The 15,114-nt window shown below is 73.1% G+C and carries 15 protein-coding genes and 3 pseudogenes; 14 read left to right on the top strand and 4 right to left on the bottom strand.

What is annotated here, in order from left to right; genetic code table 11:
• The first annotated feature begins 127 nt into the window (after positions 1-127).
• From HDC93_RS15515 to HDC93_RS39675, 4 genes and pseudogenes are all read left to right on the top strand, one after another.
• Complete coding sequence (locus HDC93_RS15515; protein WP_185011197.1) at positions 128-1,072, top strand: MIP/aquaporin family protein; 945 nt, start codon at positions 128-130, stop codon at positions 1,070-1,072.
• 132 nt (positions 1,073-1,204) lie between these two features.
• Positions 1,205-1,603 (top strand): hypothetical protein, encoded by a 399-nt coding sequence (locus HDC93_RS15520; protein WP_185011199.1) that lies wholly within the window; start codon positions 1,205-1,207, stop codon positions 1,601-1,603.
• A 31-nt stretch (positions 1,604-1,634) separates the two neighbouring features.
• A pseudogene (locus HDC93_RS15525) lies at positions 1,635-2,225 on the top strand (histidine phosphatase family protein).
• 48 nt (positions 2,226-2,273) lie between these two features.
• A pseudogene (locus HDC93_RS39675) lies at positions 2,274-2,408 on the top strand (AbfB domain-containing protein); the annotation flags it as partial.
• Positions 2,409-2,566: 158 nt separating this feature from the next.
• Here the strand turns inward: HDC93_RS39675 and HDC93_RS15530 are convergent.
• On the bottom strand, positions 2,567-3,427 hold the full coding sequence (locus HDC93_RS15530) for a UbiA family prenyltransferase (RefSeq protein WP_311774559.1): 861 nt from the start codon (positions 3,425-3,427) through the stop codon (positions 2,567-2,569).
• A gap of 46 nt (positions 3,428-3,473) precedes the next feature.
• Here HDC93_RS15530 and HDC93_RS15535 point away from each other — a divergent pair, with 46 nt between their 5' ends.
• Genes HDC93_RS15535 through HDC93_RS15545 form a run of 3 tightly spaced genes read left to right on the top strand, consistent with a single transcriptional unit; the run spans position 3,474 to position 6,158 of the window.
• Complete coding sequence (locus HDC93_RS15535) at positions 3,474-4,610, top strand: 3-oxoacyl-[acyl-carrier-protein] synthase III C-terminal domain-containing protein (protein ID WP_185011201.1); 1,137 nt, start codon at positions 3,474-3,476, stop codon at positions 4,608-4,610.
• Positions 4,611-4,614: 4 nt separating this feature from the next.
• Positions 4,615-5,130, top strand: a complete 516-nt coding sequence (locus HDC93_RS15540) for an isoprenylcysteine carboxyl methyltransferase family protein (RefSeq protein WP_185011203.1) — start codon at positions 4,615-4,617, stop codon at positions 5,128-5,130.
• A gap of 14 nt (positions 5,131-5,144) precedes the next feature.
• Positions 5,145-6,158, top strand: a complete 1,014-nt coding sequence (locus HDC93_RS15545) for an NAD(P)/FAD-dependent oxidoreductase (protein ID WP_185011676.1) — start codon at positions 5,145-5,147, stop codon at positions 6,156-6,158.
• A gap of 65 nt (positions 6,159-6,223) precedes the next feature.
• On the opposite strand, the pseudogene HDC93_RS15550 reads toward HDC93_RS15545, so the two are convergent.
• Positions 6,224-6,364 (bottom strand): annotated as a pseudogene (locus HDC93_RS15550) (sulfite oxidase); the annotation flags it as partial.
• On the opposite strand from HDC93_RS15550, the gene HDC93_RS15555 reads away from it, so the two are divergent.
• From HDC93_RS15555 to ppk2, 3 genes are all read left to right on the top strand, one after another.
• Positions 6,350-6,652: a hypothetical protein gene (locus tag HDC93_RS15555; protein WP_185011719.1), complete on the top strand. Its 303-nt coding sequence runs from the start codon at positions 6,350-6,352 to the stop codon at positions 6,650-6,652. The pseudogene HDC93_RS15550 and the gene HDC93_RS15555 overlap by 15 nt on opposite strands.
• 59 nt (positions 6,653-6,711) lie before the next feature.
• Positions 6,712-7,440 carry an SDR family NAD(P)-dependent oxidoreductase gene (locus HDC93_RS15560; protein ID WP_185011678.1) on the top strand — a complete coding sequence of 243 codons (729 nt, stop codon included), beginning with the start codon at positions 6,712-6,714 and terminating at the stop codon, positions 7,438-7,440.
• Between the two features lie 111 nt (positions 7,441-7,551).
• Positions 7,552-8,517: a polyphosphate kinase 2 gene (gene ppk2 / locus HDC93_RS15565; protein WP_185011204.1), complete on the top strand. Its 966-nt coding sequence runs from the start codon at positions 7,552-7,554 to the stop codon at positions 8,515-8,517.
• A 53-nt stretch (positions 8,518-8,570) separates the two neighbouring features.
• Here ppk2 and HDC93_RS15570 read toward each other — a convergent pair whose 3' ends face one another.
• Together HDC93_RS15570 and HDC93_RS15575 are read right to left on the bottom strand one after the other, a co-directional pair.
• On the bottom strand, positions 8,571-8,933 hold the full coding sequence (locus HDC93_RS15570) for a hypothetical protein (RefSeq protein WP_185011206.1): 363 nt from the start codon (positions 8,931-8,933) through the stop codon (positions 8,571-8,573).
• 42 nt (positions 8,934-8,975) lie between these two features.
• Positions 8,976-9,422, bottom strand: coding sequence for an ATP-binding protein (locus HDC93_RS15575; protein ID WP_185011208.1), 447 nt, complete (start codon positions 9,420-9,422; stop codon positions 8,976-8,978).
• 720 nt (positions 9,423-10,142) lie between these two features.
• Between HDC93_RS15575 and HDC93_RS15580 the strand changes: the two genes are divergently transcribed.
• The 4 genes from HDC93_RS15580 (at position 10,143) to HDC93_RS15595 (ending at position 15,065) form a co-directional block, all read left to right on the top strand.
• Positions 10,143-11,342, top strand: coding sequence for a hypothetical protein (locus HDC93_RS15580; RefSeq protein ID WP_185011210.1), 1,200 nt, complete (start codon positions 10,143-10,145; stop codon positions 11,340-11,342).
• Between the two features lie 92 nt (positions 11,343-11,434).
• The gene (locus HDC93_RS15585; protein ID WP_185011212.1) at positions 11,435-11,965 is read left to right on the top strand and encodes a (2Fe-2S)-binding protein; all 531 of its coding nucleotides are present in this window, start codon (positions 11,435-11,437) and stop codon (positions 11,963-11,965) included.
• The gene (locus HDC93_RS15590; RefSeq protein ID WP_185011214.1) at positions 11,962-12,966 is read left to right on the top strand and encodes a xanthine dehydrogenase family protein subunit M; all 1,005 of its coding nucleotides are present in this window, start codon (positions 11,962-11,964) and stop codon (positions 12,964-12,966) included. The genes HDC93_RS15585 and HDC93_RS15590 overlap by 4 nt, the downstream gene beginning before the upstream one ends.
• Positions 12,963-15,065, top strand: coding sequence for a xanthine dehydrogenase family protein molybdopterin-binding subunit (locus HDC93_RS15595; RefSeq protein ID WP_185011215.1), 2,103 nt, complete (start codon positions 12,963-12,965; stop codon positions 15,063-15,065). Before HDC93_RS15590 ends, HDC93_RS15595 begins: the two co-directional genes overlap by 4 nt.
• Positions 15,066-15,114: the final 49 nt, after the last annotated feature.

Consider the following 15,114-nt stretch of genomic DNA (forward strand, 5'->3'; position numbering starts at 1 on the left):
CGTCGGCTGGTGCGGCGGGCGGGTGAGCCATCCGGGAGTCTCCTGCGGTTGCCGCGCACCACGCGCCGGGTTACCACGTGATTACCGCGCGTCAGGCGGCACCGCAGCGAACCCAGGGAGAAATCACATGGCAGTGGAGATCAAGCCTCTGGTGAAACCCTCGAGGCTCAGACGTCGCGCAGGCCTGGCGGGAGAGTGCCTGGCGGAGTTCCTGGGGACCTTCGTCCTCATCTCCTTCGGATGCGGCGTCGTCGCGATGACAGTGGCGGCGCTGCCCGGTTCGGGCCGCACCGAGGGACCCACCATCTTCTTCCTCGGCGCCGGGGACTGGCTCCTGATCACCTGGGGCTGGTGCATGGCCGTGATCCTCGGGATCTATGTGGCCGGTGGCGTCAGCGGAGCGCACATCAACCCGGCGGTCACCCTGGCCTTCGCCGTCCGCCGCAAGTTCCCCTGGGTCAAGGTCCTGCCCTACTGGGCCTCCCAGGTGCTCGGCGCCCTGGCCGGGGCCGCGCTGGTCTACGCCGTGTACCACGACGCCATCAACGCCTTCGACGACGCCTTCAAGGGGCCGAAGACCAACGGGAAGACCCTCGCCTCGTTCTCGATCTTCGCCACCTTCCCGGCGCCGTACTTCAACGGCGGCGTCTGGGGGCCGCTGCTCGATCAGATCGTCGGCACCGCCTTCCTGGTCATGCTGGTGGTGGCGATCATCGACCTGCGCAACACGGCCGTGAAGGCGAACCTCGGCCCGCTGGTGATCGGCTTCGTCGTGGCGGCCATCGGCATGTCCTACGGCGCGAACGCGGGATACGCCATCAACCCGGCCCGCGACCTCGGCCCGCGCCTGTTCACCTGGATGGCGGGATGGGACGGACTGGCTTTTCCCGGCAGCCTGGCCGGGGCGTTCAGCGACTACTGGTGGATCCCGATCGTCGGGCCGCTCGTCGGCGGTGTGATCGGCGTGCTGATCTACGACCTGTTCATCGGCGACGTGCTGCACGCCCGTGCGCTGCAGGGCGCGGAGCCGGAGCCCGGCCGGACGCGGCCCACCACGTCCGACGATGAGTGAGCGGTATCGACCACGGGCGGGACGAGAGCCGATGCTGGATTCCTCAGGGCGTCCGGTTGGGAGCGGCGCGGATCGCCTGCCGGACAGGTGAACCGGCCCAGGGCAGACCCGTATCGGATGGTGGCGCGATCCATGACTGCCCCGGAGGAGATCCCCGGCGCGGCCGACGCTCCCCTTCCGCGGATCCTGGGCAACACCGGCTCGCTCGTACCAGACGGCGCGGAATCGACGGGCGCCCTGTGGCGACTGGCCGAGCCCGGCCGGCAACTGGACGCCAATCTCGTCCGCGTCCCGCCCCAGCGGTCCATCGACGCCCATGCCGAACCCGGCCTCGACGTCCTCCTGCTCGTCGTCGACGGCGACGGCGTGCTCGGCTCGGCCGCCGGTCCGTGCGCGGTGGAGTGCGGCAGCCTCGTCTGGCTGCCGCACGGCAGCGTGCGCAGCGTGCGGGCCGGCGAGTGCGGCCTGTCGTACGTGACGGTTCACCGCCGCCGCCCCGGCATGCGGATCCAGAGCCGGCCCGGCGTGTGACAGCCGTGTCGGGAGAGAGGCGCGCGGCCGGGTGACCAGCCGTGCCGTCCTCATCTCACCGGCGATGAACCAGTCGCTGCGGCAGGCCCGCTTCGACGACGGGGGCACCCTCGACGCGGACGGACGGGCACGCGCCTCGGCGGTGGCCGGTCGCTGCCCCCGGCCGCCCAGGTGGTCGTCTCCCCCGGCGTGCGCTGCCGGGAGACTGCCGGAGCGCTCGGGCTGGAGGAGACCCGAGGCGGCGGAGCTCGGAGGTCTGGATGTGGGACGCTGGCGCGGCCGGACCCTCGACGAGGTGGCCGTCGCCGAACCGGAGGCCGTGGGGCGGTGGTCGGCCGATCCCTCCTGCGCACCGCACGGCGGGGAGTCGGTGCGGGACGCGTGCGCGCGCGTCGGCCGCTGGCTGGACGCCCTGCGCGAGACGGACGGACGCACGCTCGCCGTGGTCGAGCCGGACGTCGTGCGCGCCGCCGTGGTCCATGCGGTGGGCCTGCCACCGTGGGGTTTTTGGCGGTGGGACGTGGCGCCGCTGACCGCGACGGAGCTCAGCGGGCGGGCCGGACGCTGGAATGTGCGGCTCGGGCGGCCGCTGGACGTGCCGGGAGCCGGCGCCGGGTTCTGAGTCGCGACGGCTCACCGGGGCGAGGCGGTTCGTGTCAGTGGGGAGCGGCGACCGGCCGGGCGGGCGGACAGCTCACTCCCGAAGCCGGGAAGGACGAGCCGCCACGCCGACTACGCCCTGCGCATCGACCCGGTCTCCACGACGAGCGAGCGGCAGGACGCGACCTTCCGCGTCGGCTACTGAGCCCGCCCGGGCCGAGGCCGGCCGGCTAGGAGTCTCCTGAAGATCTTGGAATTGCGCCCGGATTGAACCGGTTCGTGGCGATTAATATTTACAATTGACATTTACGGCAATTCGGGGCGATCCCGGCGGCCGGAGCAAGATCCTCATCGGTCTTCTCGCTAGGTCATGTCCGAACCCCGCAGGAGGAGTTGGGCCACGGCCAAGCCCGCCACGACGACAGCGGCCCGGAACGGCCGGCGGCTGCGGTCGTCACAGGGCAGGGCCGTGCCCGCGACCGAGACGACGGCGGCCGCCCCCGCCAGCACCCAGCCCGAGCGCCGCACACCTCCGGGCGGGCCGACGACGAGGACGGACACGGCGGCCAGCATCAGGGCCGGGGCCAGCCACCGGCAGACGCCGCGGCCCAGCCGCTGCGGCAGTCCGCGCACACCGGTCGCGAGATCGTCCTGGATGTCCGGAAGCGCGTTCACCAGGTGCGCCCCCACCCCCAGCAGGGCCCCGGCCGTCATCGCCCACCAGGCGGGCCAGGACGGCGACGGCAGGCCGAGGGTGATGAACGCCGGCAGCGAGCCGAAGGCGACGGCGTAGGGCAGCGGGGACAGCACCGTGTGCTTGAACAGCAGGTTGTATCCCCACGCGGTGGCCACCATGGCGAGGTGCGCCGTTCCGGCGGCGGTGCCGCTCAGCAGGGACAGCGGCACGCACGCGCCCAGTGCCGTGCCGGCTGCCACGGCCGCTGCCCGGGGCGGGAGTTCACCGGCGGCCACCGGCTTGTCCCGGCGTCCGCAGACCGCGTCGCGCCGGGCGTCGGCCGCGTCGTTGCACCAGCCCACCGAGAGCTGGCCCGCCAGCACGGCGGCCGCCACCGCTGCCGAACCCGCCGCACCCCGGCCGGCCGCGAGCGCCAGCGCCGTCGCGAACAGCGTCACGGCCAGCGCCGGTTCCAGGTGGCAGGAGCGCAACAGCGCCGGGACGCGGCGTGTCGCTCGGGGAAGGACTTCCGGCGGGTGTAGAGACACACAGGCAAGATAAATGGGCAAATGGGGCGAGAGAGGCACTATCGATATGCGTGTCCCTGTGACGGCCGAAGACCTCCACGCCCCGCCCGGCGCGCTGCGCGAGAAGGCCCCGCCTGCGACGGGGACCACGGTCACGGCCGTCCACACCGCCCTGCCCGCGCACCGCTACGCCCAGGACGATCTCACCGAGCCGATCGGCGATCTGTGCCTGGCCGCCGGGGCCGACCGCGCCCTGCTGCGCCGCCTGCACGCGTCCGCCGGAGTCCGCGCCCGCCACCTCGCCCTGCCGATCGAACGGTACGCCGGCCTGCGCGACTTCGGGCAGGCCAACGACGCCTGGGTGACGGCCGGTCTCGAACTGAGCGAGGAGGCCCTCACCGGCGCGCTGAAGGAAGCGGGACTCGAACCGGCCGATGTCGATTTCCTGGTGTGCACCTCCGTCACCGGCATCGCCGCCCCCTCGCTCGACGCCCGGCTGGCCGGGCGCCTGGGCCTGCGACCCGACATCAAGAGGGTTCCGGTGTTCGGGCTGGGCTGCGTGGCGGGCGCGGCCGGCCTGGCCCGGCTGCACGACTACCTGCGCGGCCACCCCGGCGGCACCGCCGTGCTGCTCACCGTCGAACTGTGCTCCCTGACCCTTCAGCGCCAGGACGACTCCCAGGCCAACCTCGTGGCCGGCGCCCTGTTCGGGGACGGCGCGGCGGCACTCGTCGCCTGCCACGGCGTCTCCTCCGGGCCGGGCGGCCCCGGCCCCACGGTGGTGGCCACGCGCAGCCATCTGTACCCGGAGACGGAGCAGCTCCTCGGCTGGAGCATCGGCACCACGGGGTTCCGCGTCGTGATCGGTGCCGGCATCCCCGGCATCGTGCGGAGCCACTTCGGCCGGCACCTGCGCGGCTTCCTGGCCGACCACGGCCTCACCGTCGAGGACATCGGCACCTGGGTGTGCCACCCGGGCGGGCCCAAGGTGCTCTCCGCGGTCGCCGACACCCTCGACCTTCCGGGTGACGCCCTGGCCACCGCGTGGAACTCGCTGGCGGCCGTGGGGAACATGTCCTCCGTCTCCGTCCTGCACATCCTGCAGAGCGTCCGGGAATCCGCCCGGCCCGAGCCGGGCAGCTGGGGCCTGCTCATGGCGATGGGGCCCGGATTCTGCTCCGAACTCGTCCTGCTGCGCTGGTGACCTCATGACCTGGTACGCACTGCTGATCCTCGCCATCGCCGCCGAACGCCTCGCCGAACTGGTCGTGGCCCGGCGCAACGCGTCCTGGACCCTGGCCCGTGCCGGTGTCGAGCACGGCCGCGGGCACTATCCGGCCATGGTCACCCTGCACACCGGCCTGCTCGTGTGCTGCCTCCTCGAACCCGTCCTGACCGAGCGGCCTTTCGTGCCCGCGCTCGGCCTGGCCATGCTCGTCCTCGTGGTCCTGGCCCAGGCGTTGCGCTGGTGGTGCGTCATGACCCTCGGGCCGTACTGGAACACCCGGGTCATCGTCGTCCCCGGGGCCCGTCTGGTCGGCACCGGGCCCTACCGCCTGCTGCGCCATCCCAACTACGTGGCCGTCGTCGTGGAGATCGCCGCCCTGCCCCTGGTGCACGGCGCGTGGCTGAGCGCGCTGGTGTTCAGCGTGGCCAACGCGTGGCTGCTCGCCGTCCGCATCCGCTGCGAGAACGCGGCCCTCGCAGGGGCCGTGCCCGCGTGAGGGGCACCCTCGACATGGTGATCGCCGGAGGAGGGCCCGCGGGGCTGGCGACCGCGCTGCACGCCGCCCGCGCCGGCTTCGACGTCGTCGTCGCGGAACCCCGCCCCGCCCCCGTCGACAAGGCGTGCGGCGAAGGCCTGATGCCCGGTGCCGTCCGCGCCCTTGCCGCCCTCGGCCTGGAGGTCCCCGGCCGGCCGATCAGCGGTATCCGCTACGTCCAGGGTTCCCGCCAGGTCGAGGCGGACTTCCGGCAGGGCCCGGGCCTCGGCGCACGACGCACCGGCCTGCACGACGCCCTGCACCGGGCCGTCGCCGACGCCGGAGTGCCCGTACTGCCCCTGCGCGTGACAGCCGTACGACAGGACGCCACGGGTGTGACGCTGCCGGGCACGGAGCTGCGCGCCCGGTGGCTCGTGGCCGCGGACGGACTGCACTCACCGGTGCGCCGCTCGCTCGGCCTGGAGGTGAAGACCCGCGGCGAACCCAGGTACGGACTGCGCCGCCACTACGCGGTGCCCCCGTGGGCGTCCTGCGTGGAGGTGCACTGGGGGCCGCACGGGGAGGCGTACGTCACCCCGCTGGGTCCCTCGCTCGTCGGCGTCGCGCTCCTGACCTCCCGGCGGGGCTCCTTCGAGTCCCAGCTGGGGGCCTTTCCGGAGCTGGCCGCCCGCCTGCCCGGTACGGCGGCCGTGACAGCGGTGCGGGGCGCCGGACCGCTGCGGCAGCGGGCGCGCACCCGCTTCCACGGCCGGGTGCTGCTCGTCGGGGACGCCGCCGGATACATCGACGCGCTCACCGGCGAGGGGATCTCCCTGGCTCTCACCGGCGCCCAGGCGTTGGTCGCGAACGTGCGCCGCGGGACACCGGGCCGCTACGAGGCCGACTGGAACCGTGCCACCCGCCGCCACCGGCTGCTGACGGATCTCCTGGTGAGGGTCCGCCGGTGCCCTGCGCTCGCGCCGCTCATCATGCCCACCGCGGCACGCCTGCCCCGGGTCTTCGGGGCAGCGGTGAACGCACTGGCGTAGGCGCGGACGCGGGAGCGTCGAGATCATCGGCGGCCGCCGCCCCGGCACCCACGGGGTTCGGGACGTCAGGCCCGGCCGGGGCAGAGCACCGGGACGCGCTGGACGAGGTTGTTGGCGAACCCGCCCCGGTTCCAGGGCTGTTCGGTGGGCTGGGTGCGTCCCGAGCCGTCGTGGGCGCGCACGCTCAGCACATGGTCACCGGGGGTTGGTACGGCGTGTGGGCGGACGGCGTCAACGTCCGCGACATCAACGAGGGCAACTGCATCCACGCACCGAGCACCTCGAACTGCCCCACGGTGCTCGGACGGATCAACTCCTGGGACGAGGTGCTGGTGTACTGCCAGATCCCGGGCCAGTCGGTCGGCGGCCATCCCTACTGGCTGATGGTCCAGCCCCGGGGCTGGACCAAGTACGGGATCCTTTCCAGCTACTACGTCGAGAACAGCACCACCTGGATCGACGGGGTACCCGGGCTGAACGGCTGTGTGATCTAGGGCGTGTCCCGTCACGGGGCGCGCGTCCTGGCGAAGGAGGCAGGTCCATGGGAGGTGCGGTGAGCCGGATCCTGGTGACCGGGTCCGCCGAGGGGCTCGGGCGGGCCGCTGCGGAGGCGTTGCTGGCCGCGGGGCACGATGTGGTGGTGCACGCCCGGAACCAGGAGCGGGCGGCGGTGCTCTGCGAGCCGGCCGACCGTGGGGCCCACCTCGTGGTGGGCGACTTCGCCGAGCGCGACGCCGTGCGGCGGGTCGCCGACGAGCTCAACGCGTCGCCGCCGCTCGACGCCGTCATCCACAATGCCGGGGTGTGGAGCGGACCTGCGGTCATGCCGGTCAACATCGTCGCGCCGTATCTGCTGACCGCGCTGCTGCGCGGGCCTCGCCGACTGGTGTACCTGAGCAGCAACTCCCATGTCGGCGGGCGGCCGTCGTCGCTGGACGGGGTCGACTGGCAGGGCCGGAGCGCGGGGTCGTACGCCGACAGCAAACTCTTCGTGACGACGCTGGCGGCCGCGGTGGCCCGGCTGCGCCCGGGGGTGCTGAGCAACGCCGTGGATCCCGGCTGGGTGCCGACGAGGATGGGCGGGCCGAGCGCGCCGGACGACCTGGAGCTCGGCCACCAGACACAGGAGTGGCTGGCGGTGAGCGACGCCCCGGAAGCCCTGACGACGGGCGGCTACTGGTACCACGGCCGGCGGTTGGAGCCGCATCGCGCGGTCCACGACGAGGCGTTCCAGGACCGTCTGGTGCGGGCTCTGGCCGAGGAGACCGGCACCGCGCTCTGAGCGGCCGGCCGGGATGTCCGTACCGGTCGGAGTCCTCGCACCTCACATGAGTGGGTCCGGGCGGGGCACCCGTGTGTCCATTCACAAGAGTGAGAGACGGGGAGCCGAGTGATGAGCGCCGAAGACGCCGAAGACGCGGACAAGCTGCTGGACGGGCTGACCGTGGACACCAGCCGACGGGAACAGCCGATCGTGCTGGACGGTGACGGGCGCCCCATCCGGACATGGCGGGAGAACCATCCCTACGACCGCAAGGTGGGCCGCAAGGAGTACGAGCGGTCCAAGCGCATCCTGCAGATAGAGCTGCTCAAGCTCCAGCGGTGGGTCAAGGACACCGGAGCACGCCTGGTCGTCGTGTGCGAGGGGCGTGACGCGGCGGGCAAGGGCGGCACGATCCAGCGGCTGACCGAGCGGCTCAATCCGCGCGGCGCACGCGTGGTCGCCCTGGACAAGCCCACCGAGCGCGAGGTGGGCCAGTGGTACTTCCAGCGGTACATCGCGCACTTGCCGACGGCCGGGGAGATCGTCTTCTTCGACCGCTCCTGGTACAACCGGGCCGGTGTGGAACGCGTGATGGGCTACTGCCCCAAGGACGAGTACGAGCTGTTCCTCGACCAGTGCCCGGACTTCGAGCGGATGCTGGTGAACGACGGGATCCTGCTGGTGAAGTTCTGGTTCTCCGTGTCCCGCTCCGAGCAGCGCACCCGCTTCGCGATCCGGCAGGTCGACCCGGTGCGCCAGTGGAAACTCTCCCCCACCGACCTGGCCTCGCTGGACCTCTGGGACGACTACACCGAGGCGAAGGTGGACATGTTCCGCGCCACCGACTCCGCCCACGCCCCCTGGACGGTCGTCAAGAGCAACGACAAGCGGCGCGCCCGGCTGGAGACCATGCGCAGTCTGCTGTCGCGCATCGACTACGCCAGCAAGGACCGGGAGGCGGTCGGCACACCCGATCCCCTCATCGTGGGTGCCGCCGACACCCTCCTGGAGCCGGGTGAGGAGGACACCACGCTGTCCCCCACTCCGTTGTCCCCCGGCACCGGCGGGCCCGGCAAGCACCCCGAGAACCACTGACGCGGTGCCGGGTCCCCTCTCGCCCACGACGAAGGGGACCCGGCACCGCGTCATCACCGGGCCGCAGCGCGCGTCTCCGTGCGGTGGTCGTAGTACGCCCAGACGGTCACGGCCACCACGGCGGTGAGCCCGACCGTCAGGACCCGCACGGGGCCACTGGTCAGGTAGGCGACCAGACCGGTGAGCCCCGCTCCGCACAGCATGATCAGGCGGCTGACGAAGCGGTTCTCGGGAGGCTGGGGGTCCTCCCGGTCCTTGAGGTCGTGCAGGGCGTCGTGAGCCGGGTGCGCGGACCCGCGACGGGCGCGGGCGCGGTACTGCAGTCCGTAGCTGATCAGTGCGTACAGGGCGAGGGCGCCCAGGACCCAGAGCCAGACGTAGGGGTCGTCGTCACTCGATCCTCTTGCCAGGTACACGACACTTCTCCTTCGGGAGCGGGCCTCGACGGTGAACGGAACTCAACTGCTGCCGCCTTCCCGGCGGCCCGTGTCCGCTGCGGCGTCTGCCGCGGGGTCGGCGGGACGGAAGCATGCCGTCACCGTCTTGCCGTGCCGCTGGCACCTCATCCCCCACTCGTCGGCGAGCCTGCTCACGATCGCCACTCCGCGGCCGGAGACCTCGCCCGGCTCCGGATCGCGCCGGCGCGGCAGCGTCGGGTCCTCGTCGTGGACGCTGACATGGAGGCAGTCGCCGTCCCAGGTGAGGACCAGGTGCGCGTCGCTGTGCGCATGGATGTGCGCGTTGGTGATCAGCTCGGACACCGCCAGCACGACGGAGTCCACCATGTCCGGCTCGGCAGCCGCCCAGGGCAGGGTCTGGAGTCGCCCGCGTGTCCACTCCCGCCCAGCTCGCACTCCTTCGGACATACGAAAGGAGTGCGCCCACCCCATCGCCTTCACCGCCACTGCCCGTCCCCCTGTTCTCCGGCCACACACGAACTCGTGCTCAGCCGGGTACCCCGCCGCGGCCGCGACAGGCATGAACCGCACGGCACCCAAGTCGCCGGCGAACAGTACGGACCCGCCCCGGCGCGATCGTCAGGGCCCGGAGAACCGGCCGGGCCCGGAAGGCGGGGAACCATCGGCGCGGACGCCGCCGGTGCCCGCAGGAAATCCGGCTTCTCCGCGAAGCAAGCAGGGCCCGCCCCGATGCGGATGGTGGGCGGGCCCTGCTCGTGCGCACCATTGTCGGGACCGGGTGGCGGGCGGGCCACGGGTGAGATCCGCGGGTGTGCGCGCGGCGCGCACATCCCGCGTGCGTGGCGCACATCCCGCGTGCGTGGCGCACATCCCGCACCTCACACCCGGCACCGCACCGGGCACCGCCGGGTGCCGCATCACGCCACCGCGTCGTCACACATCACCCCTTTGGCGCCACATGACACAGCCCGGCACGGGTAGGGGGTGCGCATGAGCGACGGCGGGACTGCAAGAGGAGACGGGCGTGCTCGACCCGAGGAGAGACGATCAGGGTGGCCGGAGCGCACCGCGGGCCGGCCGGGGTGGTGAAAGGTCGTAGACACCCGCGTCACCGGCGACCCGAGCCGGGTGCGACCCCGGGTAGCACCCGTCGGCCTGCGGCGGCGATACTGGCAAGCGCACGTACCCCCGCTTACAGATGGACCCATGCTGACCTCCCTCACCGTTCGCCCCATGACTCCCGACACGGTGTGGCCGGCGCGCGGCCGCCACGCCCCGGGATCCGCGGAAGACGTTCTCCGGCGCTCCCTGCAGCAGCGCAAGGACAGCCGGGCCATCGACGACTTCCTGGAGCTGCCCGAAGACGAAACCGCCCCGGCGGAACGGGTCTTCGAGGCCCGTTGGCGGGTCGGTGACGACGTGACCGTACGCGCCCGGCTGAGCCTGAGGCCCGGCCCGGGCGAGGGGGACGGGCAGGAGTGGCTGTTGGTCGCGGAGGCCGAGCAGCCGTGGGACCACGCATGGCCCTCCCCCGCCGGCCTGTTCTGGCCGGAGGACCCCGACATCGCCTGGGACCAGGACCCCGCCACGCGTCTGGCCCTGGGGGAGATCAACCCCCTGCCCCAGGACGACAGGGAGATCCGCCGCCTGCTCAGGAGCGCCGTGCGCGGGGGGTGGCACATCCACGTGGTCGTCCACGAGGCGATGAGCACGGATGACCGGGGACGTACGCCGGTGGCCCGGTGGCTGCCGCCGGGCCTGCGCCACGGTGTCGTGGAGCACCACGCGGCCCCGCAGCAGCTGCGCGGCCTGAACTGGGCCCTTCGGGACTCCGGGGTCGAGGTGCCGCGCGGTGGCGCGGTGGTCCTGCCGGGCGTTCCGGCGCCGGAGGGCTACGACGCCCGGGACTTCTCGGTCCGCGCCGTCTTCCTCGACGGCTCCGAGCCGGCCGACCTCGTCGACGCGGTGACGCGGTTCGCCGCACTCCCGAGGCCCCTGCCCGACGGCGCCGAGGACGCCCTCACCGCACTGCGGGAGGACTGGCACCTGCTGACCCTCCGGGAGGAGCTGGACCGCCAGCGCGGTCTGGTGGCGATGTACGCCGAGGCGCTGGAGGCCATGACGAAGTCCCGTGACCTGTACCGGGAGGCTGCCGAGAGCGCCCACGAGGCCCTGGCCGTCTACCAGGAGGCCGTCCGGGCCGCTCCCGCCGGACCCCAGCCGTCGGGTCCGCCCGCGGTGTCCCCGCTGCAGCAGCTCACACGGACGTTCGAGCGCTTCAAGGTCAAGCGTCCCGCCACTCCGGCCGGTGACCAGAAGAAGAGTGACGAGAAGAGCCACGCCAGGAGCGCCGAGGCGAGTGACGCCGAGAGCACCGCCGACCAGCGGGTCACGTCGGAGCGGTAGCACCCTCCTCGTGGGGCGCACGTGTCAGTCGTGCCGTCCTGGATACGCGGTCCGTACGGCATCACGACCCGCCCGGGAAGGTCCTCCACGACATGGGCAACCATCGGCACCACTCGCGGACCAAGCTCCGCGTCAACGGCAAACCGCACACGCTCACCGTCGACCACCGGCGGGTCCTGCTGGACCTCCTGCGGGAGGATCTCCAGCTCACGGGCGCCAAGAAGGGCTGCGACCACGGCCAGTGCGGCGCCTGCACGGTCCTGGTGGACGGGCGGCGCGTCAACAGCTGCCTGCTGTTCGCGGTCGCCCTCGACGGCTGTGAGGTCACCACCGTCGAGAGCCTGTCCGGCGACGGTGAGGAGCCGCATCCGCTGCAGCGGGCCTTCCTGGAGCGCGACGCGTTCCAGTGCGGCTACTGCACCCCGGGCCAGATCTGCTCCGCGGCCGGCGCGCTCGCCGAGGCCGCCGCCGGTCACCCCTCGCACGTCACCGACCCGGCGGCGCCCTCGGGCGAGCCGGTGCCGCTGGACCGTGCGGAGATCCGGGAGCGGCTGAGCGGCAACCTGTGCCGGTGCGGTGCGTATCCGCGGATCGCCGAGGCCGTGGAGGACGTGATCCCGTGAAGGAGTTCGCCTACGTCCGCGTCGGCAGCGTCGAGGAGGCGACCTCCGCGTACGCCTCGCACGCCGGCGCCCGCTACCTCGGCGGCGGCACCAACCTCGTCGACCTCATGAAGCTCGGCGTCGAGGCGCCGAGCGCCCTCATCGACGTCACCCGGCTGCCCCTGGACACGGTCGAGGAACTGCCCGACGGTGCGCTGCGCGTCGGGGCGATGGTCCGCAACAGCGACCTCGCCGCGCACCCCCTCGTACGCGACCGGTACCCGGCGCTGTCGCAGGCGGTGCTCGCGGGCGCTTCAGGGCAGTTGCGCAACGCGGCGACGACCGGAGGGAACCTGCTCCAGCGCACCCGGTGCCCGTACTTCCAGGACCTGTCGAAGCCGTGCAACAAGCGCGAGCCGGGCAGCGGCTGCGGCGCGCGGGACGGTGTCCACCGTGATCACGCCGTGCTCGGGCACTCCGCGCACTGCATCGCCACCCACCCGTCGGACATGGCCGTGGCACTCGCCGCCCTCGACGGGCGTGTCGAGCTGGACGGGCCCGAGGGAGCCCGGAGTGTCGCGGCGGCGGACTTCCACCGGCTGCCCGGGGACCGGCCCGAGCAGGACACCGAGATCCGTCCCGGCGAACTGGTCACCGGTGTGGTGCTGCCGGCCGCCACGGCCGGGCTGCCGTCGGCCTACCGCAAGGCCCGCGACCGGGCCTCGTACGCCTTCGCGCTCGCGTCCGTCGCGGTCGTGCTCCGTCTGGAGGACGGGGTCGTCGGTCATGCGGGGATCGCCTTCGGGGCGCTGGCGCACCGGCCCTGGCGGGCCCGGCGGGCGGAGGAGGCGCTGCTGGGCGCGGCCCCGACCCGGGCTGCGTTGGAGCACGCCGTCGAGCGGGAGCTGTCCGCCGCGCAGCCGTTGCGGGACAACGCCTACAAGGTGCCGCTCGCCCGCAATCTCGCCGTGGACGTGCTGTCCCGGCTGGCGGACAGCGCGCTCGACGGGAGGGCCTCATGACCGGCAGTGTGGGTGCCCCCGCCGAGCGTCGCGAGGGGCTCGAGAAGGTCGGCGGCACGGCCCGCTACGCCGCCGAGTTCCACTTCCCCGGCCGGGCCCAGGCCTGGCCGGTGCCGGCGAGTGTGGCCCGGGGCCGGGTGACAGGGGTCGACACGACGGCCGCCCTGGCCGTGCCCGGCGTCCTCAGCGTCCTCACCCACGAGAACGCGCCGCGTCTGGCGGAACCGGACGATCCCACGCTCGCCCTGCTGCAGGATCCCCGAGTACCGCACCGCGGCTGGTTCGTGGCCCTGGTGGTGGCCGAGACTCTGGAGGCGGCCCGGGCCGGTGCGTCCGTTGTCCGCGTCTCCTACGCCGCCGAGGAGCACGACGTGGCCCTCACCGTGGCGCATCCGGATGTGTACGTGCCCGAGGAGGCCAACGGCGGTCACCCGGCCGTCCGTGAACAGGGCGACGCCGACGGGGCGTTCGGCTCCTCGGCGGCCCGGGTGGACGTCGCGTACCGGGTGCCGCCGCTGCACAACCACCCCATGGAGCCGCACACCAGCACCGCCCGGTGGGAGGACGGCCGGCTCATCGTGCACACCTCCAGCCAGGGCACCGGTGCCGTGCGGGCCGTGCTCGCCGGGTTGTTCGGGCTGCCGAAGGAGCGGATCGTCGTCACCGCCGAACACGTCGGCGGCGGCTTCGGATCCAAGGGCACGCCACGGCCCGACGTGGTGCTCGCCGTCATGGCGGCACGTCACACCGGGCGGCCGGTGACGGTGGCGCTGCCGCGCCGGTACCTGCCCGCCGTCGTCGGGCACCGGGCCCCGACCCTCCACCGGCTGCGGCTCGGGGCAGACGAGGACGGCCGGCTCACGTCCCTGGTGCACGAGGTCACCACGCACACCTCCCGCATCAAGGAGTTCGTGGAGCAGGCGGCGGTGCCCGCAAGGGTGATGTACGCCGCGCCGCACAGCCGTACGGTGCACCGGGTCGCGGCGCTGGACGTTCCGTCGCCGTCCTGGATGCGGGCTCCGGGCGAGGCACCCGGCATGTACGCGCTGGAGTCCGCCATGGACGAGCTGGCCACCGAACTGGGCATGGACCCGATCGAGCTGCGTGTCCGCAACGAACCGGACGTCGAGCCCGACAGCGGCAAACCGTTCAGCAGCAGGCACCTGATCGAGTGTCTGCGCGAGGGCTCCCGGCGCTTCGGGTGGGACGGACGCGCTCCCCGCCCGGGCGCCCGCCGGGACGGGCCCTTGCTGCTGGGGACCGGAGTGGCGGCGGCGACCTACCCCGTCCTGGTGGGCCCGTCCACCGCGGCGGCCCGCGCCCGGCCCGACGGGACGTTCCTGGTGCGGATCAACGCCACCGACATCGGGACGGGTGCCCGGACCGTGCTCGCGCAGGTCGGCGCCGACGCCCTCGGGGTGCCCCTGGAGCGGGTGCGGATCGAGGTCGGCAGCACCGAACTCCCGTCGGCGCCGCTGGCCGGCGGCTCGTCGGGCACCGCCTCCTGGGGTTGGGCGGTGCACGAGGCCTGCGCCCGGCTGGCCCGGCGCCTGGCCGAGCACGCCGGGCCGCTGCCCGAGCAGGGCCTCGTCGCCCGCGCCGACACGGCGGGCGCCGCGGACGCCGAGAGCGACTTCGCGCGGCACGCCTTCGGGGCGCATTTCGCCGAGGTCGCGGTGGACACGGTCACCGGCGAGGTCCGGGCCGGCCGGCTGCTGGGGGTGTACGCGGCGGGTCGCATCCTCAACGCCCGTACGGCGCGCTCCCAGTTCGTGGGCGGCATGACGATGGGCCTGGGCATGGCGCTGACCGAGGGCAGCACCATGGACGCCGCGTTCGGTGACTTCACCGAGTCGGATCTGGCCTCGTACCACGTGCCCGCGCACGCCGACGTCACCGAGATCGAGGCGCACTGGGTCGACGAGGAGGACTCCCACCTCAACCCCATGGGCAGCAAGGGGATCGGGGAGATCGGCATCGTCGGGACGGCGGCGGCGATCGGCAACGCCGTGCACCACGCCACGGGCGTCCGCTTCCGTGAACTCCCGCTCACACCGGACCGGGTGCTGACCGGGCTGCTCGATTCCGGGGCACGCTAGGCGACTCCGAGAGGGTCAGTTCAAACCGGGACGCGGCTGGGCCCGGAGG

This window comes from Streptomyces sp. AK010, from assembly GCF_014207295.1.
Classification (GTDB): Bacteria; Actinomycetota; Actinomycetes; order Streptomycetales; family Streptomycetaceae; genus Streptomyces; species Streptomyces massasporeus.

Excerpts from the sequence above, each read along its gene's own strand:
- HDC93_RS15555 (WP_185011719.1), top strand. The coding sequence starts at position 6,350 with ATGGTCACCGGGGGTTGGTACGGCGTGTGGGCGGACGGCGTCAACGTC.
- HDC93_RS15520 (WP_185011199.1), top strand. The coding sequence starts at position 1,205 with ATGACTGCCCCGGAGGAGATCCCCGGCGCGGCCGACGCTCCCCTTCCG.
- HDC93_RS15515 (WP_185011197.1), top strand. The coding sequence starts at position 128 with ATGGCAGTGGAGATCAAGCCTCTGGTGAAACCCTCGAGGCTCAGACGT.
- HDC93_RS15535 (WP_185011201.1), top strand. The coding sequence starts at position 3,474 with ATGCGTGTCCCTGTGACGGCCGAAGACCTCCACGCCCCGCCCGGCGCG.
- ppk2 (WP_185011204.1), top strand. The coding sequence starts at position 7,552 with ATGAGCGCCGAAGACGCCGAAGACGCGGACAAGCTGCTGGACGGGCTG.
- HDC93_RS15540 (WP_185011203.1), top strand. The coding sequence starts at position 4,615 with ATGACCTGGTACGCACTGCTGATCCTCGCCATCGCCGCCGAACGCCTC.
- HDC93_RS15580 (WP_185011210.1), top strand. The coding sequence starts at position 10,143 with ATGCTGACCTCCCTCACCGTTCGCCCCATGACTCCCGACACGGTGTGG.
- HDC93_RS15595 (WP_185011215.1), top strand. The coding sequence starts at position 12,963 with ATGACCGGCAGTGTGGGTGCCCCCGCCGAGCGTCGCGAGGGGCTCGAG.
- HDC93_RS15545 (WP_185011676.1), top strand. The coding sequence starts at position 5,145 with ATGGTGATCGCCGGAGGAGGGCCCGCGGGGCTGGCGACCGCGCTGCAC.
- HDC93_RS15585 (WP_185011212.1), top strand. The coding sequence starts at position 11,435 with ATGGGCAACCATCGGCACCACTCGCGGACCAAGCTCCGCGTCAACGGC.